Here is a 24,253-nt window from a genome sequence, read left to right as displayed (position 1 = left end):
CTGATCGCATGGACCCTGGACTCATCCTTCTGGTCTTCCTGGCGTTCCTGTTCGCGTGGCTGCTGAACCGGGTCCGCAGGTTCTTCCGGCTGGGACCGATGGGCTACGCGGGCGTGATGATCGTTTTCGTCATCGTCATGCTCGCCATCTGGGGCCAGCACGTCACCTGACCCCTGACCGCACCCCCACCGACCCCATGCCCGTGATCTTGCGAATTCTCGCACTCCGGGTCCCTGAGCAGGCCGGGCGACCTTCGTGATCTTGCAGAAACTCGCACGCGATGCCTGCGATCAGCACGGATATCGTTAATGACCTTGCAATGGGAGATCGCGTACGGCACGGTCGCAGGCGGGCGACGTCCCTCAGAGGCGCCAGGGCATCGGCCGAGTAACGGACACCGCTGAGGACGTCCCTGATCAGTTCCGGTCGCTGCGCCGGGAGGAAGCTCCGGTCCGCTGCCAGGCCCCGCTGAGCGGGGCCTGGCATGCGGTCCTCGTTCCCTCCCGCTCCGCTCCCTGCCGCCCCGGCTGACGACTCTTGACTGACCGACCCTCTAGAACTCGACGGACCTTCTAGAACTCGACGGATCTTCTAGAAGTCGAAGGAGCGACCGATGATCTCCTTCATGATCTCGGTCGTGCCGCCGTAGATGGTCTGGACACGACTGTCCAGCCAGGCCTTGGCGACGGGATATTCGAGCATGTAGCCGTACCCTCCGTGGAGTTGGAGGCAGCGGTCGATCACCTTGTTCTGCAGCTCGGTCGTCCACCACTTGGCCTTGGCGGCGTCCACGGCCGTGAGTTCGCCCGCGTTGAGGGCGAGCACGCACTTGTCCACATAGTGGCGGGCGATCTCCACCTCGGTGGCCAGCTCGGCCAGCAGGAACCGGGTGTTCTGGAACCGGCCGATGCTCTTGCCGAACGCCTTGCGGCCCCGGCAGTACTCGATGGTCGTTTCCAACGCGGCCTCGGCGGCGGCCACCGCCGCCACCGCGATCGACAGGCGCTCCTGCGGCAGGTTGTTCATCAGCTGGATGAAGCCCTGGCCGTCCTCGTCGCCGAGCCGGTTGGTCACCGGGACGCGGACGTTCTCGAAGAACAACTCGGCGGTGTCCTGGGCGTGCATGCCGACCTTCTCGAGGTTGCGCCCGCGGGTGAACCCCGTCATGCCGCGCTCGACCACGAGCAGCGTGGTGCCGCGGGCGCCCGCCGTGGGGTCGGTCTTGGCGACGACCACGACCAGGTCGGAGTTGATGCCGTTGGTGATGAACGTCTTCTGTCCGTTGACCACGTAGTGGTCGCCCTCGCGAATGGCGGTGGTACGGATGCCCTGCAGATCGCTGCCGGCCCCCGGCTCGGTCATCGCGATCGCCGTGATCAGCTCCCCGGAGACGAACCCGGGCAGCCAGCGCCGCTTCTGCTCGTCGTCGGTCAGGTCAACGAGGTATGGCGCCATGATGTCGTTGTGCAGGCCGAACCCCAGACCGGTGGCACCCGCCCGGATGATCTCTTCGACGATGACCGTGTTGTAGCGGAAGTCCGTGATGCCGGCCCCGCCGTACTCCTCCGGGACGGAGAAGCCGAACATGCCCAGCTCGCCGGCCTTCTTCCACACCTCGCGGGGGACGATGCCGTCCTTCTCCCACTGGCCGTGACGGGGGATCACCTCACGGGCGAGGAATTCGCGGACAGTCTCGCGGAAGAGCAGGTGCTCCTCGTCGAAGAGGTCTCGCCGCATCTGGTACGCCTCCGGTTCGTGGGCTGGACGACTGGACGGATCGGGCGACCCGACCAGAATACGATTCTGTTACCGATGGGTCGATGGGTCGATCGACATGGTCACCCATCCCATTGGGGGCATGGGGTCACAAATCCGCCAACATCACTGCATTCGCCCGTGTAGGTCCAGGGCCAAGCCGTAAGATCTACCTTCGATTTACTGTGCTCTCGCCTGTCTGGGGCGGCCCCTCGCGATCGGAGTGTGCGGTGGTTCGGTGGAATGCGCGGCGGCGCAACGTGCTCGCCGTCGCGGTCGTGAGCGTCGTCGGAGGTGGTTTGCTCGCGCTTCCGCTGACCACGGCCCAGGCGGAGATGGCCCAGGTCGACCTGATCTACAGGTGCACCAGGGGCGTCGCGACGACGCCCGACAGTCGGCCGGTCGAGTTGAAGGTCACCCTCACCGTGCAGACCGCGCTGGCCGTCGGGGAGCCGCTCAACGTCAAGTGGAACGTGGCCTACCAGAACAACACGAGCTTCCTGTCTCCCGGCCTGTTCCAGCCGGGCGGACGCCTCCTGGCGACCGGCAAGGTCGGCGTCCTCGGCGATCCATGGCAGGGGGAGCTGCACTCGCTCGGCGCGAAGGACCAGGAGCTCCTGCAGGCCGGAGGGAGCCTGGCGCTGCCCGAGGCGATCTCCGGGGCGGTGAGCACGACGGAAAGCGGCGTGTTCGAGATCGAGCCCCGCAACCTCCTCATCGACTTCACTCCGCCGGCATCGGAGGAGGTCGTCAACGACGACGCCGGTGTACCGGTGATCGAATATCACGGTGACGGCTGGCAAGACTTCAACGATCGCGACCCCAAGTTCAATGACATCCACAACGACGTACACGCGACCGAAAAGAAGTATTCGACGGCGACGTTCAAGTTCACCGGCACGGGTGTCGACTTCATCACCGAGCAGGACCATCGTGCCGGCAAGGTGGGGTTCAAGATCGACGGCAAGCCGGGCATCCCGGCGACCGCCGACGCATCCAAGGACGCCAATGGCAATCCGGTCGTGGTCGTCAACCAGGGCAACCACACGCTCTGGGGCGTGCGCGACCTGCCGTACGGCGAGCACAAGCTCGTCGTCGAGAATCTCGACGACAAGTGGATGATGGTGGACGGCTTCCGGGCGGTCACGGAAGAGATCCTCACCCCGCCGAAGCAGTTCCAGGCGACGTGCAAGCCGGTGAAGAAGCCGACGGCCATCAGGGTCGTCATCGGCGGGGGCTCGGCCACGAACCCACCGGAGAGCCCGGGAACGACACCGTCGGTCACCCCTTCGGGTTCGGACGGCCCCCCGACGAGCCCAGCGACCAGCCCCGGGCAAAGCCCGAACGGCAGCTCCAGCCCCAGCCCCGGCACGAACAATCCCGGGACCAACGGGAGCCCGCGTCCGACCGTGACCGTGACGAACACGGCGACGGCGTCGACCTCGCCGAAGCCGACCACGACGACCACGGTGACGATGACCGCGACGCCGACCGTCGCCCAGGTGGAGGTGACCCCCAAGGGCGGGGCGCAGACCGGTGAGGCTCCGGAGGACGCCTCGTCGGGAGGGCTGCTCCTCGGCTCGGGCGGTCTGATGCTGCTCGTCGGCGTCTGGGGCGGCGTGGCGCTGCTCAGGCGCAGGGCCGCCCACTCGGGTGAGTCGGCGGAGACGCTCTGAGGGGATCGCGACGATGACGTCCACTCCAGCCGGTGGCCCCTCCCCAGGGGAGGGCGCCGTACCCGCCGAAGGGGCTTCCCCCGCCACAGCCGCCAAGCCGGCGCGTAAGTCGCTGCCGCAGCCCGTCCTCGCGACGTTGCTCGTGGGCGGCTCCTTCGGCGGGATCATCGCGGTGATGATCGGGATGCTGGCCGTGCTGTCGCCGTCGTCCCCGGCTGAGCCCGATCCGCTGCCCGGCGGGCGGGTGAACGTCCAGGGCGCGGGCAACATCGCCTACCTTCCGCCGACCGTCGGGCCCGGGGGGCCGGACGCTCCGCTGACCGCGGCCGACCCGGCGGCGCCTCCGCCCTCTCCGGCGCTCGAGCCGTTCCCCCCGCTCACGCTCACTCCGAAAACGGCCTCGGCGGCGTCGAAGCGGGTGTCGGCGGCGAAGAAGGCCAAGGGCAGGCCGACGAGGATCAGCATCCCGTCGATCGGGGTGTCCGCCCCGGTCGGTTCGATCGGCGTCGACAAGAACGGCGAGATCGAGGCCCCGCCGCTGAGCAAGCCCAACCTCACCGGTTGGTACCGTTTCGGCCCCGCGCCCGGCGACCAGGGTCCCGCGGTCATCCTCGGCCACGTGAACACCCGGCGTGGCGCCGCGGTGTTCAGCCGGGTGCGCGAGCTCAAGCGCGGCAACAAGATCGCCGTGCGGCGCGCGGACGGCAAAACCGCCATTTTCACCGTGGACGGGGTCGAGCAGGTCAGCAAGCTGAAATTTCCGACCAATCGGGTGTACAGCAACACCGCCACGGCGTCGCTTCGACTGGTCACCTGCGGCGGGGTCTTCAACGCCAAGGCGCACCACTACACCGACAACATCATCGTGTACGCCACACTGACCTCGACCCGCGGCAAGTGACCCCCGCTGTTCGATCGCGACGTACCGCCGCCCGAGCGGTCTCCCCGCACATCGATGTCGTGATCGATCAACTGACACGGTGGGGGAGGGGGTTGACTGATAGATTGCATAACTGTGGGGAGATCATGACAGTTCCGCGTTCCGCGCACCGATCCCGGTACATCTCCGGTTGTGCGGATCGCTACCCAAGCGTGACCGAGTCTGAGATCCTGGTACGCCGGTTATTGGGGTGATTTGGGATGGGAGACAAGCCAGTGCCGAGATCGGGGTTGCGGGGTCCTGTCGTCAGGAAGGCCGCCGTAGCCGGGGTGGTCGGCGCGGGTGTCGTCTTCTTCGGGCTGCCCGCCCTGGGCACGCTGGCGCCCTCTCCCCGAACCATGTCGTACGCCTGCACGCCGACGACGGGGGACGCCCCGTCTCCCGAGCTGCTGGTCACGCTGGGCGGCCCCGCGAGCGCGACGGCCTCCCAGGCGGTCACGCTGACCTGGTTGAGCACCCAGTCGAACGACACGACCAAGCAGCTCAAGGCCACGGCCCAGATCCCGACCACCGAAAAGATCGTCATGACGGGCGAGCTGGTGATCATCGGTCCCAGCCCCAACGCGACGGCCACGGTCACGGCGACGGCGACCGGCGCGCCGCTGACGGGGGAGATCCAGGCCGGCTCGCCCATCCCGTTTCCCACGGTCACCGCCACGGTGACGCCGAACGTGGCCGGGACGATGGTGGCCAAGGCCGACAAGTTCACCCTTCGGATCGGCCCGGAGACCGGTGGCGGCGTCACCTACACCTGCGTGATCGGGACCGCCGGACACACCGTACCGGCGGAGGTCTCCGTCATCGTCTCGCCCTCCTCGTCGAGCTCGCCCAGCACCTCGCCCAGCGCCTCGCCGAGCGCCTCGCCCAGCCACACGCCGAGCCCGACGCCGACGCCCAAGCCGACGAGGACCATATACGTGACGGAGACCGCCACTCCGTCGTCGACGGCGACGAAGAAGAGCAAGGGGCAGGTGACCCACACACCCGGGGGTGGCGTGTCCACGGGCGGCGGTGGCGAGGTCGGGCCGGACGCGCGGGTCCTCATCCTCACCGGCGCGGGACTGATGCTCGCGGCGGCCACCGGAGGACTCGTGCTGCGCGCCCGGCGCCGGACCGTACGGCACTAGAGCGGGCCCATGGGTACGCCACCGCCCGGACACCATCCGCCGGACGCGTCCGGCGGGCCGTACGGGTCGCCCGCAGGCGACGCCGGGCCCCAGGGCACACCCGGTGTGTTCGCGCCGCAGGGTTATCCCCAGCCGGTGTACGGCCAGCCCGTCTTCCAGCCGGTCATGCTGCCCCAGCTTCAGCTCCAGCCCCAGCAGCGGCAGGAGACCGAGAGACCGGACGGGGGCGGCACGCAGGCGATAAGGGGCGTGCTCATCCTGGCCGCGGTCGTCGGCCTGGTGATCGTCGTCATCGGCGTCGGTTTCATGATCATGTCACCCGACGAGTACGCGTCACCGGATCGCACGTCGTTGCAGCGGCCGGGCGGCGTGGACCGGATGGCGGCCACGGTGGGGCCCGGGGGCCCCGGGAACCCGCTGACCCAGGCCGACCCGAACGCACCTCCTCCGGTGCCGGCGCTGCCCGCCGCTCCGCCGATGCAGCCGTCCTCGCCCAAGCGGCTGATCATCCCCAAGCTGCACGTCAACGCGCCGATCAAATCGGTCGGTACGGACAAGTCCGGCGCCATCGAGACTCCGCCGATCAGCAACCACAACCTCGTCGGCTGGTATCGCGGCGGCCCGACCGCCGGCGAGGTCGGCCCGGCCATCATGCTCGGCCACAAGGACACCCAGACCCGCAGCGCGGTCTTCAGCAGGCTGCACGAGATGCAGTACGGAGACAAGATCGAGGTCGTCCGGATGGACGGCACCGTCGCGATCTTCACGGTGGGCGGCGTCGAGCAGGCGGCCAAACAGACGTTCCCCACCAACAGGGTGTACGGCGACGCCGACAACGCGGAGCTCCGACTGATCACATGCGGGGGCACGTACAACCGGACGACCGGTCATTACGTCGACAATGTCATCGTTTATGCCGTCATGACGGGAACGCGACTTGCCAAGGCCGCATCCTGACCCCGTTGAACGTGCACAGGCCTGTGGAACGGCTCGTGGAGCGTACCCGGTTGCGGCTAAGGTCTCATCGAGCGATCACGAGGAGGAGTTGTGGGCTGGTTCTCCGATCTCCTGCTGCCGGGCCGGCTGCGCACCGGACCCACCGTGCTGCTGCCCACCCGGCCGGATCCGAAGACACTGCTGGCCGTCGCACAGCTCGCCGATCCCGAGGCGGTCTTCGACGGTGACGACATCATCGCGGGCGGCTCCCGGATCCTCGCGGCCATCGAGCTGACCGGCCCGATCCTGGCCAAGCTCGGCATCCGGGACGAGGAGCGGCTCTGGGCGTGCCGGATCACCGCCGAGGGACCACTGCCGGTGGACTTCTTCGACAAGAGTCTCGCCGAGGGCATCGCCTTCCGCCTGGGCGGCTGGACCCTGTGTCAGGGGGAGCCGACCGATCCGGCGGAAAGCGAGCGGCGCGATCCCGTCGTCTACCTGCCGGCGGCGCCCTCGCCGGAGGAGACCATCGAGATCCTCAGGGAGTTCGTGAGCCCGGCCGAGTCCCTCGACGCCGACCGCTGGCCGGACGGCGAACTGGTCGACGGCATCGTGCGCGTCCCGCTGAGACAGGGCGTGCTCACGGACGTCTACATGGGGGCCGACACGGTCGTCACCATCGAGGAGGGCCGCAGGATCCCCCCGGCCGCCCGGGCTCGCTGGCCGTACCTCACCGAGATCGTGATCGCGAAGATCTCTCCGCTCGCTCCATCGGACGCGGACGAGCCCGCCGGCGCGACGGACGACAACACGACACCCGCACCCGAGACCGGCGACGTCACCGGCGACGAGGCCGCGGACGCGACCCCCGGCGAAGCCTCCGGCGAAGCCCCCGACGAGACTTCCAACGAAGCCTCCGTCGAGACCTCCGACGAGACCTCCGGCGAGGTTCCCGGCGCGACCGGTGACGAGACCGCGAGGGAGGCCGCGGACGAGAGCCTCGCCGAGGCCGCCGACGACGACGAGGCGCCCGACGACGACGAGGCCGAGAGCGAGAGCCCCGGCGAACAGGCGCTGATCGTCCGGGCGGTGGCGGCACTGGCCCTGGCCCAGCGGCTGAGTGGCATCGCCGCCGACGAGGGAGGCTTCCAGCTCGCCGAGCCCGCGGACCTGCTGCCCGGCCGTTACACCTGATCACGGGCCCGCCGTCGGTGGTCGCCCCGCCACCGTTCCGTCCGTGTGCCGGGCCGATGTAGCCTCTGAGGTAACCGAACATTGCTCGGTTTCCTTGGAGGACTCCTGTGGCAGAGGCGTACATCGTCGGCGCGGTCCGCAGCCCCGTCGGCAAGAAGAAGGGCGGGCTGTCCACGGTCCACCCGACTGATCTGGCCGCGCACACTCTCGCGGCGCTCGTCGAACGCACCGGTGTCGATCCCGCCGCCGTCGATGATGTGATCATGGGCTGTGTCATGCAGTTCGGCCCGCAGTCGATGGACATCGCGCGTAACGCCTGGCTCAGCGCGGGCCTCCCGGAGAGCGTCGCGGGCGTCACCATCGACCGGCAGTGCGGATCGTCGCAGCAGGCCGTCCACTTCGCCGCCCAGGGGGTGCTGTCCGGCACGCAGGATCTGGTGGTCGCCGCCGGCGTCGAGTCGATGTCCGTCGTCCCCATGGGGTCGACCATCACGGCCGCGCTGGAGAAGGGCATGCCGCTCCCGTTCGGCCAGAAGTGGGCCGAACGGTACGGCACGCAGGAGATCTCCCAGTTCCGCGGCGCCGAGCTGATGTGCGAGAAGTGGGGCCTGGAGCGCGACGAGCTGGAGCGGTACGCCTACGAGAGCCACCGGCGGGCCGCCAAGGCGATCGCGGACGGCTACTTCAGGGACCAGATCGCGCCGCTGGCCGGCGTCGAGGACGACGAGGGCCCCCGGCCGGACACGACGCTGGAGAAGATGGCCGAGCTCAAGCCCCTCCGCGAGGGCGGCCGGATCACGGCGGCCACCTCGTCGCAGATCTCGGACGGTTCCGGTGCGGTGCTCGTCGCCTCGGAGCGGGCGGTGCGCGAGCACGGCCTGACCCCGCGCGCCCGCATCGTCACGCTGACGCTCGCCGGCGACGATCCCGTCTACATGCTGACCGCGCCCATCCCCGCGACGCGCAAGGCACTTGAGCGGGCCGGTCTCGGCGTCGAGGACATCGACGTCATCGAGATCAACGAGGCGTTCGCGCCGGTGCCGCTCGCCTGGCTGCGCGAGATCGGCGCCGACCCCGAGAAGACCAACCCGAACGGCGGCGCCATCGCCCTGGGGCACCCTCTCGGGGGCACCGGCGCGATCCTGATGACCAAGCTGCTGCACGAGCTGGAGCGCACCGGCGGCCGTTACGGCCTGCAGACCATGTGCGAGGGCGGCGGCCAGGCCAACGTCACCATCATCGAACGCCTCTGATCTCCGTACGGCTTCGAAGGGCACCCGGCGCCGGGTGCCCTTCGTGGTGACGGAGGACTACCGGACGTGCCGGTGCACGTCCTCGAACTCCGACGGCCCGGGGTTCGACGGGGCGATCCAGGGACCGTCCAGCGAGGGGTCGAGGATGCCCTCCTCCAGGAAGCCGTACCGTCCGTCGAGGACCAGGCGGGCCAGCCGTACGTCACGGGAGTCCGTGTTGTCCCACAACCGGGCGAACAGCGCCTCGGCCCGCAGGCGTGCCTGATGGCAGAAGGTGTCCGCCAGTTCGTACGGCTTGCGCCCGAACTCGACGGTGTCCTCCTGCGCCTGGACGCACACGGCGGTCATGGCGAAGAGTTCGGCGCCGATGTCCACGATGCGGGAGAGGAAGCCCTGCTTGTGCTCCAGCCGACCCTGCCAGCGCGACATGCCGTAGAACGTGGACCTGGCGAGCTTGCGGCTGGTGCGCTCGACGTAGCGCAGATGCTGGGCGAGCGGACCGAACTCGGCGTAGGAGTTCGGCAACTGTCCCGGCCCGGCGACCAGGCTCGGCAGCCACCTGGCGTAGAAGCCGCCCGCCTTGGCGGCGGCCCGTCCCTTCGTCTTGAGGTCGGCCCTGGGATTGACGAGGTCCCCGGCGACCGACAGGTGGGCGTCCACGGCCTCGCGGGCGATGAGCAGATGCATGATCTCGGTCGAGCCCTCGAAGATGCGGTTGATGCGCAGATCGCGCAGCATCTGCTCGGCGGGCACGCCGCGCTCGCCGCGGGCGTGCAGGGACTCGGCCGTCTCGTAGCCGCGCCCGCCTCTGATCTGGACCAGTTCGTCGGCGACCTGCCAGGCCATCTCAGAGCCGTACAGCTTCGCCAGGGCCGCCTCGATGCGGATGTCGTTGCGTTCGTCGTCGGCGAGGCGGCTGGCGAGGTTGACGACGGCCTCAAGGGCGTACGCCGTGCTCGCGATGAAGGCGATCTTGTGGGCCACCGCCTCGTGCTCGCCGATGCGGCGCCCCCACTGGACCCGTTCTCCGCCCCACTCCCGGGCGATCTTGGCGGCCCACTTGGCCGCACCGGCACAGTTGGCGGGCAGTGAGAGGCGCCCCGTGTTCAGCGTGGTCAGCGCGATCTTCAGGCCCTGCCCCTCGCGGCCGATGAGGTTGTCGGCGGGCACGCGGACCTGGTGGAACCGGGTCACGCCGTTCTCGATGCCGCGCAGACCCATGAACGCGTTGCGGCGCTCGACCGTGATCCCGGGGCTGTCGGCCTCCACCACGAACGCCGAGATCTTGGCGCCCGTGCGGGCCATGACCACGAGCAGGTCGGCGACCACGCCGTTGGTGGTCCACAGCTTGACGCCGTCGATGACGTAGGAGTCCCCGTCGCGGACGGCGGTCGTGGCCAGCCGCGCCGGATCGGACCCCACATCGGGCTCGGTCAGGAGAAACGCGGAGATCTCCCCTCGCGCGCATCGCGGGAGGAAGCGCTCCTTCTGCTCGGGCGTACCGAACAGCCGCAGCGGCTGGGGGACGCCGATGGACTGGTGCGCCGACAGCAGGGCGCTGACCGAGGGACAGTACGACGCGGTGAGCTGCAGCGCCCGGCAGTAGTAGAGGTGGGCCAGGCCGAGTCCGCCGTACTCCTCCTCGGTGGTCATCCCGAACGCGCCGATCGAGGCCAGGCCCTTGACCACCTCGTCGGGGATGACGGCCGTGCGTTCGATCTCGGCCGGATCGACCTTCTCCTGCAGGAACCGCCGCAGCGCCCGCAGGAAGCCGTCCCCCTTCTTGATCTCCTCCTCCGGCAGTTCCGGCGCGGGGTGGACGAGGTCGAGCCGGAAGTCGCCGAGGAACAGTTGTCTGCCGAAGCTCGGCCGGGTCCATTCCGCCTCGCGCGCCTGCTCGGCTACTTCTCGTGCGGTGGCGTAATCGGTGGTCATCGCGGCCTCCTCAGGCAGTGGGCCTCCCGTCGTGTCCCGGCGACGAAGTCCGCGGGACGCGCCCCATGACGAGATACTTACCCACCAGTAGCCTGATAAGCGCTGCCGATGTGAATGCTCTCCTGATACCTTCGGCGGATTTCACATGCGGGCGTTACCGGGGCACCGGGCCGGGTTTACCCGGGAACCCGGGCCACGCAGAAGACGGTCTGGCCGAAGGGCGGTCTGATGACGCGCTCGATCAGCCGCGTCATCGGCACGACGGTCCGGTCGTAGATCTTGACGAGCCGGGGGTCGGGATAGCCGACGCCGCCCCGTCGTACCGCGGCCCACCAGGCGATGCCGCCCAGGAAGTTGATCGGCTTGAGCACGTCGACCCCCAGGCCGGCGGCGGTGACGGCGGCACGGAGCGTGGCGGGGGTGTATCGCCTGACATGTCCGACCTTGCGGTCGAAGTCTCCGTACAACTGCATGTATCCGGGGACCCAGATCACGATCCGTCCACCCGGCGCTGTCACCTTCGCGAGGGAACGCAGGGCCTCGGCGTCCTCCTCGATGTGCTCCAGGACGTTCATCATCACGACCGTGTCCACCGGGTCGGCCAGGGGGATCTCGGCGGGCAGTCCGAACTGGAGTACGGAGACGTCGTCGCGAGAGGCGAACCGCTTCTCGAGCTGCTCGACGCAGTAGGGATCGAAGTCGCTCACGACCAGCCGGTCGAGGCGCGGGAGGAACTGCTCCGCGAAGTGGCCCAGGCCGGACCCGATTTCGAGCATCGAGCGTCCGACATGCGGAGCGACCATGTCGTACTCGTACTGCCGGTAGTTCCTCGCCTCGTCGCCACCGAGATGGTTCTCCAGGGCATCGTCTCCGGCCGCCGGCTGGACTACACGGTCATACCCAGACATAAGATCCTCTTTACGCGCTGACGGACGTCGAAAGTTTAGTGGTCATCGGATTCCGGAGCGTCGCCTTCGGCGGCCTTCACCCGATGACCTACCCCGAATGCGCCGGCTGTCGACGGCACGACCTAGGACGCCATGGACGACGATGAGGCAGTGACCCGGTCGCTCGCCGGTGACCTCGACGCCTATGAGGTGCTGGTCACCAGGTACAGCATGGTCGCACACCGTACGGCGAGCTTCCTGGGCGCGGGCGACGAGGCCGAGGACGTCGTCCAGGAGGCGTTCGTCAAGGCGTTCCGTCACCTGGCGGGCTTCCGCCGCGACGCGGCCTTCAAACCGTGGTTGCTGCGCATCGTGGCGAACGAGACGCACAATCTCACCCGGTCGCGTGGCCGCCGTGCCGATCTGACGCTGCGGCTGGAGTCGGAGCCGGGGCGGGCGCGTGGGCCGTACGAGCCGGAGGACCCCGAGGGGGTGGCGCTCGCCACGGACAGCAGGACGCGGCTGCTCGACGCCGTGCGCACGCTGCCCGAGCGGGAACGTGAGGCGGTGACCTGCCGGTATTTACTGCAGTTGTCCGAGGCCGAGACCGCCGAGGTCCTCGGCGTACGGCTGGGGACCGTGAAGTCGCGCACGTTCCGCGGGCTTCGGCGGCTGCGAGAGGAGGTGGGCCGTGACCTCCTCGGATGATGACCGGTTCGGCCGGTTCGCCGATCTGGAGGCCGACCTGCGTGCGCTCGGCGAGGCCCTGGAGGTCCCCGCGCCGCCGCCGGCGGACGTGGCCCGTGCCGTACGCACCCGCCTGGCCGAGCCCGTCGTCCGGGTGCGGCGCGCGCCGCGGCGCCTGACCGCGCTCGTCGCGGTCTTCCTGGTCGCGCTGATCGCGGTCACCCCGCAGGGCAGGGCGGCCGTGGTGACGATGCTGAGGTTCGCCGGGGTGGAGATCAGCGTCGGCGGGCCGGGTCCACTTCCGACCGGCGTCCCGCGCCCGCTTCCCGACGAGCGGAGGGTCACCCTCGACGAGGCCCGCCAGGCCGCACGCTTCCCGATCGCCATGCCGTCGGCGCTGGGCGATCCGTCGGACATCAGGATCGCCGACGGCGGCAGGGTGGTCACGCTGCTGTGGCCAGGACTCCGGCTCGACGAGTTCGACGGAACGCTGGAGGTGGTCTTCCGCAAGGACCTCGGCGAGCCGTGGCCGCTGCAGGTCTCCGGCGTCAACGGATGGTGGATCCGGCAGCCGCACGCCGTCTCCTACGTGCCGCGGCACGGCGGCGCCCCCCGCGAGGAGCGGGTCGCCGGCCCCACCCTCATCTGGCAGCGGGACACGGGCGACGCCAACGTGGGCATGCGCCTGGAGTGCGAGGACTATCAGGAGGCGCTGCGGATCGCCCGCTCCGTCAGGTAGCCGCGGATCGAACAGCCGGGATGGCAGGGAGCGGGGTGGCAGGGAGCGGAGCGGGAGGGAGCGAGGACCGCACGGGAAACCGCGGCCGGCGGGCTTAGCGGCGGACCGGAGCTTCCTCCCGGCGCAGCGACCCGCAGCCGCGGCAGCGGTGACGATACCTGATCGATGCTCTGGGTCGTGTTTCAAAAGTCATGTCCTGCTGCGCGCGGCCCAGATGGCGCCTCGCGGCGTTGGACTCGTCGCCCGTAGCCTCCGGCTACGAGCTCCTCCTCCGCCTTGCGATGCATCCATCTGGATCCACGCTCGCGACGGACAGCACTTTTTCAACACTCCCTAGACGGGGTCGGCCAGCCAGGCGTCGATCTCGCCGATGATCTCCTTCTTGACCGTCTCCGGCGCCGCCGACGACCGGATCGACTGCCTGGCCATCTCGGCGATCTCCGCGTCGGTGAAACCGTACACGTCCCTGGCGAGTTGGTACTGCGGCAGCAGCCGGGCCCCGAACAGCAGCGGGTCGTCGGCGCCGAGCGCGATCGGGACGCCCGCGTCGAACAGCCGTCGCAGTGGCACGTCCTCGGGCCGCTCCGCCACGCCCAAGCCCACGTTGGACAGCGGGCACACCTCGCAGGTGATCTGCCGGGCGGCGAGCCGCTCCATGAGCCGCGGCGACTCGGCGGCGCGCACGCCGTGCCCCAGCCGGTCGGCGTCCAGGTCGTCGACGCACTCCTCGACGCTGGCCGCGCCCAGCAGTTCACCCCCGTGCGGTACGGACAGCAGTCCGGCCCGCTTGGCGATCCGGAAGGCGTGGTCGAACTCCCTGGCCCGCCCGCGCCGTTCGTCGTTGGACAGACCGAAGCCCACGACCCCCTTGCCCGCGTACTGCGCGGCCAGCCGGGCGAGCGTCCGCGCGTCGAGGGGGTGACGAGTGCGGTTGGCCGCCACGATCACGGCGATGCCGATGCCGGCGGCCCGGGCGGCCTGCTCGGCCGCGTCGAGGACGAGTTCGAGCGTCGAGGTCAGCCCGCCGAACCGCTGGGCGTAGCCCGAGGGATCCACCTGGATCTCCAGCCAGCGGGAGCCCTCACGCGCCTCGTCCAGCGCGGCCTCGTTCAGCAGTCGCCGTACGTCCTCCGGTCGTCGCAGCACCGACCGCGCGATGTCGTAGAGCCGCTGGAACCGGAACCAGCCCCGCTCGTCGGTCGCCCGCAATCTGGGCGGCCATTCGCGCACGAGCGCGTCCGGCAGATGGACGCCGTGCTCCTGGGCCAGCTCGATCAGCGTCGTGTGCCGCATCGAACCGGTGAAGTGCAGATGCAGGTGGGCCTTGGGCAGCGTGTTGAGCGGACGTGCCATTTCCATATCGTGCCGCATCCGCGAGCGCATGTGACGCGGAAACCCGTCTCCCTGACCCCCAAGCCCGTGAAATGTCGGCACACGGCGCCGTATGCCGACATTTCACGGGCGGGGGTCGGCGGGTGAGAGCGTCAGTGGGCTTCGCTGAGGAACTTGGCCAGGCGGCTGACGCCCTCGACCAGGTCGTCGTCGCCCAGCGCGTACGACAGCCGGAAGTAGCCGGGCGTGCCGAACGCCTCACCGGGCACGAGGGCGACCTCGGCCTCCTCAAGGATGATCTCGGCCAGCTCGGCCGACGACTGCGGCCGCCTGCCGCGGATCTCCTTGCCGAGCAGCTCCTTGACGGAGGGATAGGCGTAGAACGCGCCGAGCGGCTCGGGGCAGACCACACCGGGGATCTCGTTGAGCATCCTGACGATGGTCTGGCGGCGACGGTCGAAGGCGGTGCGCATGGTGGCGACGGCGGACAGGTCGCCGGAGACGGCGGCGAGGGCGGCGGCCTGCGCGACGTTCGAGACGTTGGACGTCGCGTGCGACTGCAGGTTGGTCGCCGCCTTCACGACGTCGGCCGGGCCGATGAGCCAGCCCACCCGCCAGCCGGTCATCGCGTAGGTCTTCGCCACGCCGTTGAGCACGACGACGCGGTCACGCAACTCGGGTACGGCGGTGGCCACGCTGGTGAACGTGGCGTCGCCGTACACGAGGTGCTCGTAGATCTCGTCGGTGACGATCCACAGGCCCTTGTCGTGCGCCCAGCGGCCGATCTCCGCCACCTGCTCGGGGGAGTGGACGGCGCCGGTCGGGTTGGACGGGGAGACGAAGAGCAGCACCTTGGTGCGCTCGGTCAGCTTCTCCTCGAGCTGTTCGACCGAGGCGAGGTAGCCGGTCGTCTCGTCGGTCACGACGTCGACCTGGACACCGCCCGCCAGCTTGATCGCCTCCGGGTACGTCGTCCAGTACGGGGCCACGACCAGGACCTCGTCACCCGGGTCGAGCAGCGTGGCGAACGCCTCGTAGACCGCCTGCTTGCCGCCGTTGGTCACGAGCACCTGGGCGGCGTCGACCTGGAACCCGCTGTCGCGCAGCGTCTTGTCGGCGATCGCCTGCTTCAGCTCGGGCAGGCCCCCGGCCGGCGTGTACTTGTGGAATCTGGGGTTGCGGCACGCCTCGACCGCGGCCTCGACGATGTAGTCGGGCGTGGGAAAGTCGGGCTCGCCGGCGCCGAAGCCGATGACCGGGCGACCGGCGGCCTTCATTGCCTTGGCCTTGCTGTCAACTGCCAGCGTCGCGGACTCGGAGATCGCGGAGATACGCGCGGAGATGCGAGGTCGGGTCATGCCTCCATCGTTCCAGATCCACTGCGTGGTTTCCCCGCCATATGCGGCCGTTCGGGGGCGTGCTGCGGTACGGTTGAAGGGCACGGAGGCGATCTCCGGGCAATGCTGTGGGCCGGAGATCGGTCGGTGTGGACGGCATGGTTCGACGTAGCCGCCATTCACCCGTACACTTCTCCGTCTAGTGGGCCACGCGAGGAACGTGCGGACGCATCAGGGCGTTTCTCGGGTATCGTGGTGCACGGCTTAGGGCACTGGCGCAATTGGTAGCGCACCGGTCTCCAAAACCGGCGGTTGGGGGTTCGAGTCCCTCGTGCCCTGCGGAGTGCGGTCCGCGCAACAAGGGCGTGAAAAGCGCGCCGCAAGCTGCGACGGACACGACGGATCAGGTGAGGACTGTGGCGATCGACACCCGCGGCGAGACCGCTGGAAAGCCAGGCAAGTCGACCGGTGAGAAGAAGACCAAGCGCACCTCTCCCGCCCTCTTCTACCGACAGGTCGCCGCTGAGCTACGCAAAGTCATCTGGCCACGACGGAACGAGCTCGTCTCGTACACGGCCGTGGTCTTGGTCTTTGTGGTGATCATGGTTGGCTTCGTGTTCGGGCTCGACACCTTCCTGGGCAAGGGTGTGCTCTGGCTCTTCGGCAACGGATCCTGATCCGGATCCGGCCCGAGACGTCTCAGTACGTCAAGTCACCGAGCGAAGAAGGAAGAGTCCCGTGTCCGAGTCCCCGATGCCGGCCGACCACTCCCGCGACGAGTGGGAGACCGAGCAGGACGAGGCCGTAGCAGAGGCCGGCGACACCGAGGCCGTCGACTCAGACGCCGCCGACGGTGACACCGACTCGACCTCGGCCACGCCGGAAGTCGACGAGGACGGCGACATCGTCCCGGACGTCGACCCGGTCGAAGAGTTCAAGCGTCAGCTGCGCGGACAGATCGGCGAGTGGTATGTGATCCACTCCTACGCCGGCTACGAGAACCGCGTGAAGCAGAACATCGAGAGCCGGATCGGCAACCTCAACATGGAGGAGTACATCTTCCAGGTCGAGGTGCCGACCCACACGATCACCGAGTTCAAGGGCGGCAAGAAGACTCCGATCAAGGAGCGTGTGCTGCCCGGTTACGTGCTGGTCCGCATGGAGCTGACCGACGAGTCGTGGGCCGCCGTACGGAACACGCCCGGTGTGACCGGTTTCGTCGGCCTCTCGAACAAGCCGAGCCCGCTGAACCTCGATGAGGTCGCCAAGCTGCTCGCGCCGGAGCCGTCCGAGGAAGTCAAGAAGACGACGACCAAGGCCGTCACCGCGATCGTCGACTTCGAGATCGGCGAGTCGGTCACAGTGATGGACGGGCCGTTCGCCACGCTCCCGGCCACCGTCAGCGAGATCAGCGCCGAGTCGCAGAAGCTCAAGGTGCTGGTGTCGATCTTCGGACGGGAGACGCCGGTCGAGCTGTCGTTCAACCAGGTCTCGAAGATCTGACAGTCTCCTTTAGACTCGATAGTCGTCCTCGCGCGCGTACGCGAGGATTTTGTAGGACAAAGGACCCGGAGAAGGACACATGCCTCCAAAGAAGAAGGTCGCGGCGCTGGTGAAGGTCCAGCTTCCCGCTGGACAGGCCACGCCCGCGCCGCCGGTCGGTACCGCGCTCGGTCCGCACGGCGTCAACATCATGGATTTCGTCAAGCAGTACAACGCCGCCACGGAATCCCAGCGGGGCAACATCATCCCCGTCGAGATCACGATCTACGAAGACCGTACGTTCACCTTCGTCACGAAGACGCCTCCGGCGCCTGAGCTGATCAAGAAGGCGGCCGGCCTGCAGAAGGGCAGCGCGAGCCCGCACAAGGACAAGGTGGGCAAGCTCACCCGCGAGCAGCTTCGCCAGATCGCCGAGACGAAGATGAAGGACCTCAACGCCAACGACGTCGAGGCCGCGGAGAAGATCATCGCCGGCACCGCCCGCTCCATGGGCGTCACGATCGCCGACTAGGGAGTGCCCGGCACGCCCCGGCGCCGGTCGGCATAGACCGGCACCCACGGGCGAACCGAGCGAACCGAGCACTGTGGCAGGGCCTGCGCCGGCCCGGACCACGAACTCCACGAGGAGCATCAAGTGAAGCGCAGCAAGAGCTGGAAGAACGCGGCGACCCAGATCGACCGCGAGAACCTGTACAGCCCGCTGGAGGGCGCCCGGCTGGCCAAGCAGACGGCCACCACCAAGTTCGACGCCACCGTCGAGGTCGCCCTGCGCCTGGGTGTCGACCCGCGCAAGGCGGACCAGATGGTCCGTGGCACCGTCAACCTCCCGCACGGCACCGGCAAGACCGCCCGGGTCCTGGTCTTCGCGACCGGTGCCCGTGCCGAGGAGGCCCGCGCCGCCGGCGCCGACATCGTCGGCGCTGACGAGCTCATCGACGAGGTGTCCAAGGGCCGTCTCGACTTCGACGCGGTCGTGGCGACTCCGGACCTGATGGGCAAGGTCGGCCGTCTGGGCCGCGTGCTCGGTCCGCGTGGTCTCATGCCCAACCCGAAGACCGGTACGGTCACCCCCGACGTGGCCAAGGCCGTCACCGACATCAAGGGCGGCAAGATCGAGTTCCGGGTCGACCGGCACGCGAACCTGCACTTCATCATCGGCAAGGCGTCCTTCACCGAGCGTCAGCTCGTGGAGAACTACGCCGCCGCCCTTGACGAGGTGCTGCGTCTCAAGCCGTCGGCGGCCAAGGGCCGCTACCTCAAGAAGGTCAGCTTCAGCACGTCCATGGGCCCGGGCATTCCGGTCGACCCGAACGCGACGCGTGCGGTGGGCGCCGAGGCCGAGGCCTGAGCCCCAAAGGGCCGTTCGAATTTCTCCAGAGAACCCCTGCCCGTCTCCGGGTGGGGGTTCTTTCGTGTTTTCGCGTGATGTGCATCACCGCTGCCTCCCTTGATAAGGGTGGATCGATACGAGTCCGGCATGGCCGTACGAGCAGGGAGAACATGCGGGAACCATGCATGTCTCGTGCAATTTCCAGCGGATCGCCGCATTTGGTTCCCCGGCCGAATAGGGTCAAGGGTAAGTAAAACGGGGAACAGAAGGGATGCAAGGATGCGCCGACTTCTGGTGGCCGCTTGTGCGGCGGCCGCGATCACGGTGGCGGGGTGTGGCACGACCGCCACGCCGACGCTGGAGAACACCGAGCTGTCGGCCGCCGCGGTGCTGACGCAGAGCGCGAAGAAGGCCGATGAGGTCACTTCCTACGCCGCCGACATTGTCATGGACATCACGGCCGGTGCGCAGGGCAAGGGGAACATCCAGGGGACGATGCTCTACCAGAAGACCCCTGAGCTCGCCACCGACGTCACGCTCAACAAGGTCTCGTTCGGCGGCCAGGACCTGCCCGGGGGCATGCGGGTGATCCTCACGGGCGACATGATGTACATGAAGATGGACATGCTGAAGACCCTCACCGGCTCCACCAAGCCCTGGGTCAAGCTGGACCTCAAGCAGCTCGGCTCCTCCGCCGGAATCAACGTCGACCAGCTTCTCGGGCAGTCCAAGCAGATAGACCTCGAGACCAGCGTCAAGATGCTCACGGCGTCCAAGGACGTCAAGGAGGTCGGTGCCGAGCAGGTCGGGGGCGTGGACACGACGCACTACGCGGGCACGTTCCCGATCGAGGAGGCGATGAAGCAGCTGCCGGCGGAGGCCCAGAAGAACATGAAGGGCCAGATTCCGGCGGAGATGAAGGACATGAAGTTCGACGCCTGGATCGACGGCGACGGGCTGCCCCGCAAGGTGCAGCTCGGCGGGAAGCAGGCGGAGGGCGAGTTCGCCGCCACCATGGTCTTCAAGGACTTCAACGCCCCCGTCGAGATCAAGGCGCCGCCGGCCGACCAGGTGGGCGAACTGCCGCAGAACGCTCCGACGGGCAGCTGATTTGGCGTCCTGAAGGTTGACACGTATTCTGTCTTCTGCCGAAGACCGCCGGTCGTCGCCGGGCTCACAGCCTGGCGGCCGAAGGGTCCACCTGAGTGGACGGCCCGCATAGGTGTATGAAGACGCTTGGGACGTGTCGCGTCCATCCAAGCCCCGTGCGCCTACGCCGGGGCTTGTCCGTTTTTGTGGGCCTTTGCCGGTGGCACATCTGGAAGGAGGCCCATGGCGAAGGCAGACAAGAGCGGTGCGATCGCCGAGCTCAGGAGTGAGTTCGAGAGCTCCAGCGCCGCCGTTCTGACCGAGTACCGCGGTCTCACCGTCGCCCAGCTCAAGGAGCTGCGCGTTTCGCTCGGTGGGAATGCGAAGTTCGCCGTGGCGAAGAACACGCTTACCAAGATCGCGGCGAACAACGCCGGGATCACCGTCCTGGACGACCTGTTCCAGGGCCCGACCGCCATCGCCTTCGTGAAGGGCGACGTGGTCGAGGCGGCCAAGGGTCTGCGTGATTTCGCCAAGGCCAACCCCCTCCTGGTGATCAAGGGGGGTGTCGTCGACGGCAAGTCGATGACCCCGACCGAGATCACGAAGCTTGCCGACCTCGAGTCCCGTGAGGTGCTCCTCGCGAAGCTGGCCGGTGCGCTGAAGGCCAAGCAGTCCCAGGCTGCCGCCACCTTCGCCGCGCTGCCCACCAACATGGCTCGACTGGCCGAGGCTCTGCGCGCCAAGCGCGAAGAGGCCGGCGAGTAAGGTCCGCGCAGGCGGCGGGGGGAAGCGCGCACCGCGGTCCCTTTACACGTTTTTCGCTAGATCCACGAGAGGAACACCATCATGGCGAAGCTCAGCACGGAGGAGCTGCTCGACACTTTCAAGGAGATGACCCTCCTTGAGCTGTCCGAGTTCGTGAAGGTCTTCGAGGAGACCTTCGATGTCAAGGCCGCCGCTCCGGTCGCCGTCGCCGCCGCCCCCGCGGCCGGTGGCGGTGCCGCCGCCGCCGAGGAGGCCGAGGAGCAGGACGAGTTCGAGGTCATCCTCGAGGCCGCCGGCGACAAGAAGATCCAGGTCATCAAGGAGATCCGCGCCCTGACGAGCCTGGGCCTCAAGGAGGCCAAGGACCTGGTCGACGGCGCTCCGAAGCCGGTCTTCGACGGCAAGGTCAACAAGGAGCAGGCCGAGAAGGCGAAGGCGGCCCTTGAGGGCGCCGGCGCCACCGTCACGGTCAAGTAAGTACACGAGCTCACGCTCTTCTGAAAGGGGCGGGTTCATCCAGGTGCCGGATGACCCGCCCCTTTCGCATGCCCCGAGCCGTACGCCTCCGGGCGGCGCGTGCGGGTGCGGCCTCGGGCCGCGGGAGCCGTACGGCGAAAGCCGGAACCGGTGGGCAGATCGCATCGGCTGATCTATGTTCGGAATGACCGCCCGACGGCACGGCGAGCAAGGGAGCGGCGGGCGCGGCAGGAGCGGCGAGAACGGCGGGAGGAGCGGGGGCAGGGGTGGCGGGCATGCGGCGGCGGGTGCCGGTCATCGGTCTCGTCATCCTCGTGGTGGGCCTCGCGGGAGTGGCACTGTGGGTCAGGTCGGCCCGAGACGCCTCCTGGGCGGCGGCACAGGCCCGTCAGGCGGCGGTGCGGGCGGCCGCCGCGCACGCGGTGGGACTGCTGTCGCTGAACCACCGGACCGTCGACGAGGACCTGAAACGGGTCCTCGTCACCTCCACGGGACGGGAACGTGAAAGGTACGCCGACGGCCAGGCCGCGTTGAAGGCCGCGACCCTGAAGAACAAGGTGGTGCAGACCGGAGTGCTCCGTGCGTCCGCGCTGGAGTCGGCCGACGCCGACAGGGCACGGGTCCTGATCGTCGCCGACGCGGTGATCCGCTGGGAGAACGGCGAGAAGACCGCACCAGAGGAGCGGTTCTTCCGCTGGCGCATGGAGGTCAGCAAGGTCTCGGGCCGCTGGCTGGTCTCGGACTCGGAGCTGGTGCAGTGAGGCGGCGCCGCGTGCTTCCGGTGCTGCTGACGCTGGTGGCGGCCGGGCTGGCCGTGGCGGCGTGGGCGGCCTTCCTCGACCTGCGTCAGCTGCGACAGAGCGAGGCGGCGGCCGCGCAGGCGCTCACCGCTGCCCGGTCATATGCCGCGGAGATGTTGTCGTACGACTACCGTACGATCGACCGCGATTTCGCCAGGGCGAGCGCACACGCGACGGGAAACCTCGTGGCGCAGTTCCGTGAGTTGGCCGGGACGCTCGGCCCGCGGGCCAGGCAGCGCAAGACCGTCCAGCAGGCCGTGGTGGCGGCGGCGGGAGTGGAGTCGGCGACCCCGGACGAGGTCCACGTGCTGGTGTTCGTGAACATGGTCACGACCAGCACGTCGCCCGGCGAGACGAGTCCGCGGCAGGAGATCAGCCAGGGCCGGGCGCGACTTGTCCTGGTCACGCAGGGCGACGACTGGCGGGTCGCCCGGCTGTCGACCCTGCTGGGCGACGCCCCCGGCCGGTAGCCGCGTTATTCAATTGTTAGCAAAGGTCATGTTTGGGACGCGGATACGGATGGGATACCAACGACACGGCAGCGTCGACCGTTGGTCAGCGTTGGCCCCTTCGCGTGACGGAGCGTTACCCGGACCGGCTCTCGGGTAGGGACTGGAACCCCGGCGTTCGCACGTCGACGTGAAGGGAAACACCCAGCGTGATGCCTGCGAATTAGGCGAAATGTCGGCTCTCGGGCTTGACGTATCGCCGCTGACGGGTGATGCTGCCAGCAACGTGGAACGTAGAGCGAAAGCGGAGTGGACAGGTGTATGCCCATCGGCTACACTGCCCCTTTGCGCTGCCCTTTGACGACCGCTTCGCTGAGTGACTCCGTAAACTCCTTGATCCTGGTCGTCTGGCGTGCGTGTAGTCAGTCCGCGAGCCCTCGGAAGGACATCTGTTGGCAGCCTCGCGCAACGCCTCCGCCGTTCCCGCCGGTCCCCGTACCGTGTCGTTCGCACGTATCGAGGAACCGCTTGAAGTTCCCGACCTTCTCGCTCTGCAGACCGAGTCGTTCGACTGGCTGATCGGCAACGAGAAATGGAAGGCCCGGGTCGAGGCAGCTCGCCAGGCCGGTCGCAAGGACGTTCCCACCCAATCAGGTCTCGAAGAGATCTTCGAGGAGATCAGTCCCATCGAGGACTTCTCCGGAAACATGTCCTTGTCGTTCCGCGACCATCGGTTCGAGCCGCCCAAGCACTCCGTGGACGAGTGCAAAGACAAGGACATGACCTACTCCGCCTCACTCTTCGTCACGGCGGAGTTCATCAATAACGAGACCGGTGAGATCAAGAGCCAGACGGTGTTCATGGGCGACTTCCCGCTCATGACCTCCAAGGGCACGTTCATCATCAACGGCACCGAGCGTGTCGTGGTCTCTCAGCTCGTGCGTTCGCCGGGTGTCTACTTCGACCGCACGGTCGACAAGACCTCCGACAAGGACCTGTTCGGCTGCAAGGTGATCCCGTCCCGGGGCGCGTGGCTCGAGTTCGAGATCGACAAGCGCGACAGCGTCGGTGTGCGTATCGATCGCAAGCGTAAGCAGCCGGTGACGGTGCTGCTCAAGGCGCTCGGCTGGACGAACGACCGGATTCTGGAGCGTTTCGGTCAGTACGAGTCGATGCGGGCCACGCTGGAGAAGGACCACACCTCCGGCGAGGAGGACGCGCTGCTGGACATCTACCGCAAGCTGCGTCCGGGTGAGCCGCCGACCAAGGAGTCGGCGCAGACCCTGCTGCAGAACCTCTACTTCAACCCCAAGCGTTACGACCTGGCGAAGGTCGGCCGCTACAAGCTCAACAAGAAGCTCGGGGTCGACGCGGAGATCATGCAGGGCACGCTGACCGAGGACGACATCGTCGCGACCATCGAATACCTCGTACGGCTGCACGCCGGTGAGGAGACGATGGGCGAGAACGGTTCGGTCATCGTCGAGACCGACGACATCGACCACTTCGGCAACCGGCGTCTGCGTACGGTGGGCGAGCTCATCCAGAACCAGGTCCGGCTGGGCCTGGCCCGGATGGAGCGGGTCGTCCGCGAGCGGATGACCACCCAGGACGTCGAGGCGATAACGCCGCAGACGCTGATCAATGTCCGCCCGGTCACCGCGTCGATCAGGGAGTTCTTCGGCACGTCGCAGCTGTCGCAGTTCATGGACCAGACCAACCCGCTGGCCGGCCTGACGCACAAGCGGCGTCTTTCCGCCCTCGGTCCCGGTGGTCTGTCCCGTGAGCGCGCGGGCTTCGAGGTCCGCGACGTGCACCCGTCGCACTACGGCCGGATGTGCCCGATCGAGACGCCGGAAGGCCCGAACATCGGCCTGATCGGTTCGCTTTCGTCCTTCGGCCGGGTCAACTCGTTCGGCTTCGTCGAGACGCCGTACCGCCGGGTCATCGACGGCAAGGTCACCGATGAGATCGACTACCTGACCGCGGACGAGGAGGACAGGCACGTGGTGGCGCAGGCCAACACGCTCCTGAACTCC

23 protein-coding genes, 1 tRNA gene and 1 pseudogene are annotated in these 24,253 nt (G+C 68.2%); 20 read left to right on the top strand and 5 right to left on the bottom strand.

What is annotated here, in order from left to right; translation table 11 throughout:
- Positions 1-8: 8 nt before the first annotated feature.
- On the top strand, positions 9-170 hold the full coding sequence (locus AP234_RS37705) for a hypothetical protein (protein ID WP_162842224.1): 162 nt from the start codon (positions 9-11) through the stop codon (positions 168-170).
- A gap of 421 nt (positions 171-591) precedes the next feature.
- Here AP234_RS37705 and AP234_RS30650 read toward each other — a convergent pair whose 3' ends face one another.
- The gene (locus tag AP234_RS30650; protein ID WP_055483245.1) at positions 592-1,737 is read right to left on the bottom strand and encodes an acyl-CoA dehydrogenase family protein; all 1,146 of its coding nucleotides are present in this window, start codon (positions 1,735-1,737) and stop codon (positions 592-594) included.
- Positions 1,738-1,985: 248 nt separating this feature from the next.
- On the opposite strand from AP234_RS30650, the gene AP234_RS30645 reads away from it, so the two are divergent.
- The 6 genes from AP234_RS30645 (at position 1,986) to AP234_RS30620 (ending at position 8,881) form a co-directional block, all read left to right on the top strand.
- Complete coding sequence (locus AP234_RS30645) at positions 1,986-3,431, top strand: hypothetical protein (RefSeq protein WP_152990706.1); 1,446 nt, start codon at positions 1,986-1,988, stop codon at positions 3,429-3,431.
- Positions 3,432-3,444: 13 nt separating this feature from the next.
- Complete coding sequence (locus tag AP234_RS30640) at positions 3,445-4,332, top strand: class F sortase (protein ID WP_083502591.1); 888 nt, start codon at positions 3,445-3,447, stop codon at positions 4,330-4,332.
- A 239-nt stretch (positions 4,333-4,571) separates the two neighbouring features.
- Complete coding sequence (locus AP234_RS30635) at positions 4,572-5,498, top strand: hypothetical protein (protein WP_152990705.1); 927 nt, start codon at positions 4,572-4,574, stop codon at positions 5,496-5,498.
- A 9-nt stretch (positions 5,499-5,507) separates the two neighbouring features.
- A complete protein-coding gene (locus AP234_RS30630; RefSeq protein ID WP_055483241.1) occupies positions 5,508-6,455 on the top strand; it encodes a class F sortase in 948 nt (315 codons plus the stop codon).
- A 90-nt stretch (positions 6,456-6,545) separates the two neighbouring features.
- A complete protein-coding gene (locus AP234_RS30625; RefSeq protein WP_055483240.1) occupies positions 6,546-7,628 on the top strand; it encodes a hypothetical protein in 1,083 nt (360 codons plus the stop codon).
- Between the two features lie 107 nt (positions 7,629-7,735).
- A complete protein-coding gene (locus AP234_RS30620; protein WP_055483239.1) occupies positions 7,736-8,881 on the top strand; it encodes an acetyl-CoA C-acetyltransferase in 1,146 nt (381 codons plus the stop codon).
- Positions 8,882-8,938: 57 nt separating this feature from the next.
- On the opposite strand, the gene AP234_RS30615 is transcribed toward AP234_RS30620, so the two are convergent.
- Positions 8,939-10,816: an acyl-CoA dehydrogenase family protein gene (locus AP234_RS30615; RefSeq protein WP_055483238.1), complete on the bottom strand. Its 1,878-nt coding sequence runs from the start codon at positions 10,814-10,816 to the stop codon at positions 8,939-8,941.
- A gap of 176 nt (positions 10,817-10,992) precedes the next feature.
- Positions 10,993-11,724 carry a methyltransferase gene (locus tag AP234_RS30610; protein ID WP_055483237.1) on the bottom strand — a complete coding sequence of 244 codons (732 nt, stop codon included), beginning with the start codon at positions 11,722-11,724 and terminating at the stop codon, positions 10,993-10,995.
- A gap of 132 nt (positions 11,725-11,856) precedes the next feature.
- On the opposite strand from AP234_RS30610, the gene AP234_RS30605 reads away from it, so the two are divergent.
- Positions 11,857-12,411, top strand: a complete 555-nt coding sequence (locus AP234_RS30605) for an RNA polymerase sigma factor (protein WP_055483236.1) — start codon at positions 11,857-11,859, stop codon at positions 12,409-12,411.
- On the top strand, positions 12,395-13,129 hold the full coding sequence (locus tag AP234_RS30600) for a hypothetical protein (protein ID WP_055483235.1): 735 nt from the start codon (positions 12,395-12,397) through the stop codon (positions 13,127-13,129). The genes AP234_RS30605 and AP234_RS30600 overlap by 17 nt, the downstream gene beginning before the upstream one ends.
- Before the next feature lie 333 nt (positions 13,130-13,462).
- Here AP234_RS30600 and AP234_RS30595 read toward each other — a convergent pair whose 3' ends face one another.
- Positions 13,463-14,482, bottom strand: coding sequence for an adenosine deaminase (locus AP234_RS30595; RefSeq protein WP_083502590.1), 1,020 nt, complete (start codon positions 14,480-14,482; stop codon positions 13,463-13,465).
- A gap of 131 nt (positions 14,483-14,613) precedes the next feature.
- Entirely contained in the window at positions 14,614-15,819 is a 1,206-nt protein-coding gene (locus AP234_RS30590; protein WP_055483233.1) for a pyridoxal phosphate-dependent aminotransferase, read from the bottom strand.
- Positions 15,820-16,064: 245 nt separating this feature from the next.
- On the opposite strand from AP234_RS30590, the gene AP234_RS30585 reads away from it, so the two are divergent.
- The 11 genes and pseudogenes from AP234_RS30585 to AP234_RS30535 form a co-directional block, all read left to right on the top strand.
- Positions 16,065-16,137, top strand: a tRNA-Trp gene (locus AP234_RS30585).
- Positions 16,138-16,214: 77 nt separating this feature from the next.
- Positions 16,215-16,475 carry a preprotein translocase subunit SecE gene (secE, locus tag AP234_RS30580; protein ID WP_055483232.1) on the top strand — a complete coding sequence of 87 codons (261 nt, stop codon included), beginning with the start codon at positions 16,215-16,217 and terminating at the stop codon, positions 16,473-16,475.
- A 61-nt stretch (positions 16,476-16,536) separates the two neighbouring features.
- Positions 16,537-17,301, top strand: a complete 765-nt coding sequence (gene nusG, locus AP234_RS30575; protein ID WP_055483231.1) for a transcription termination/antitermination protein NusG — start codon at positions 16,537-16,539, stop codon at positions 17,299-17,301.
- Between the two features lie 79 nt (positions 17,302-17,380).
- On the top strand, positions 17,381-17,812 hold the full coding sequence (gene rplK, locus AP234_RS30570; RefSeq protein WP_055483230.1) for a 50S ribosomal protein L11: 432 nt from the start codon (positions 17,381-17,383) through the stop codon (positions 17,810-17,812).
- A 123-nt stretch (positions 17,813-17,935) separates the two neighbouring features.
- Positions 17,936-18,649 carry a 50S ribosomal protein L1 gene (gene rplA / locus AP234_RS30565; protein WP_055483229.1) on the top strand — a complete coding sequence of 238 codons (714 nt, stop codon included), beginning with the start codon at positions 17,936-17,938 and terminating at the stop codon, positions 18,647-18,649.
- A gap of 261 nt (positions 18,650-18,910) precedes the next feature.
- A complete protein-coding gene (locus AP234_RS30560) occupies positions 18,911-19,741 on the top strand; it encodes an LppX_LprAFG lipoprotein (protein WP_055483228.1) in 831 nt (276 codons plus the stop codon).
- Between the two features lie 222 nt (positions 19,742-19,963).
- A complete protein-coding gene (gene rplJ, locus AP234_RS30555) occupies positions 19,964-20,488 on the top strand; it encodes a 50S ribosomal protein L10 (protein ID WP_055483227.1) in 525 nt (174 codons plus the stop codon).
- 81 nt (positions 20,489-20,569) lie between these two features.
- A complete protein-coding gene (rplL, locus tag AP234_RS30550; RefSeq protein ID WP_055483226.1) occupies positions 20,570-20,965 on the top strand; it encodes a 50S ribosomal protein L7/L12 in 396 nt (131 codons plus the stop codon).
- Between the two features lie 266 nt (positions 20,966-21,231).
- Positions 21,232-21,726, top strand: a complete 495-nt coding sequence (locus AP234_RS30545; RefSeq protein WP_055483225.1) for a hypothetical protein — start codon at positions 21,232-21,234, stop codon at positions 21,724-21,726.
- Between the two features lie 11 nt (positions 21,727-21,737).
- The gene (locus tag AP234_RS30540; protein WP_235558480.1) at positions 21,738-22,235 is read left to right on the top strand and encodes a hypothetical protein; all 498 of its coding nucleotides are present in this window, start codon (positions 21,738-21,740) and stop codon (positions 22,233-22,235) included.
- 431 nt (positions 22,236-22,666) lie between these two features.
- Positions 22,667-24,253 (top strand): annotated as a pseudogene (locus tag AP234_RS30535) (DNA-directed RNA polymerase subunit beta); the annotation flags it as partial.

The sequence above is a fragment of the Sphaerimonospora mesophila genome (assembly GCF_001417795.1).
Lineage (GTDB): Bacteria > Actinomycetota > Actinomycetes > Streptosporangiales > Streptosporangiaceae > Sphaerimonospora > Sphaerimonospora mesophila.
This window is presented reverse-complemented; position numbering and strand designations above follow the sequence as displayed.

Excerpts from the sequence above, each read along its gene's own strand:
- AP234_RS37705 (WP_162842224.1), top strand. The coding sequence starts at position 9 with ATGGACCCTGGACTCATCCTTCTGGTCTTCCTGGCGTTCCTGTTCGCG.
- AP234_RS30650 (WP_055483245.1), bottom strand. The coding sequence starts at position 1,737 with ATGCGGCGAGACCTCTTCGACGAGGAGCACCTGCTCTTCCGCGAGACT.
- AP234_RS30640 (WP_083502591.1), top strand. The coding sequence starts at position 3,445 with ATGACGTCCACTCCAGCCGGTGGCCCCTCCCCAGGGGAGGGCGCCGTA.
- AP234_RS30635 (WP_152990705.1), top strand. The coding sequence starts at position 4,572 with ATGGGAGACAAGCCAGTGCCGAGATCGGGGTTGCGGGGTCCTGTCGTC.
- AP234_RS30630 (WP_055483241.1), top strand. The coding sequence starts at position 5,508 with ATGGGTACGCCACCGCCCGGACACCATCCGCCGGACGCGTCCGGCGGG.
- AP234_RS30615 (WP_055483238.1), bottom strand. The coding sequence starts at position 10,816 with ATGACCACCGATTACGCCACCGCACGAGAAGTAGCCGAGCAGGCGCGC.
- AP234_RS30610 (WP_055483237.1), bottom strand. The coding sequence starts at position 11,724 with ATGTCTGGGTATGACCGTGTAGTCCAGCCGGCGGCCGGAGACGATGCC.
- AP234_RS30605 (WP_055483236.1), top strand. The coding sequence starts at position 11,857 with ATGGACGACGATGAGGCAGTGACCCGGTCGCTCGCCGGTGACCTCGAC.
- AP234_RS30595 (WP_083502590.1), bottom strand. The coding sequence starts at position 14,482 with ATGGCACGTCCGCTCAACACGCTGCCCAAGGCCCACCTGCATCTGCAC.
- AP234_RS30590 (WP_055483233.1), bottom strand. The coding sequence starts at position 15,819 with ATGACCCGACCTCGCATCTCCGCGCGTATCTCCGCGATCTCCGAGTCC.
- rplK (WP_055483230.1), top strand. The coding sequence starts at position 17,381 with ATGCCTCCAAAGAAGAAGGTCGCGGCGCTGGTGAAGGTCCAGCTTCCC.
- AP234_RS30560 (WP_055483228.1), top strand. The coding sequence starts at position 18,911 with ATGCGCCGACTTCTGGTGGCCGCTTGTGCGGCGGCCGCGATCACGGTG.
- rplJ (WP_055483227.1), top strand. The coding sequence starts at position 19,964 with ATGGCGAAGGCAGACAAGAGCGGTGCGATCGCCGAGCTCAGGAGTGAG.
- rplL (WP_055483226.1), top strand. The coding sequence starts at position 20,570 with ATGGCGAAGCTCAGCACGGAGGAGCTGCTCGACACTTTCAAGGAGATG.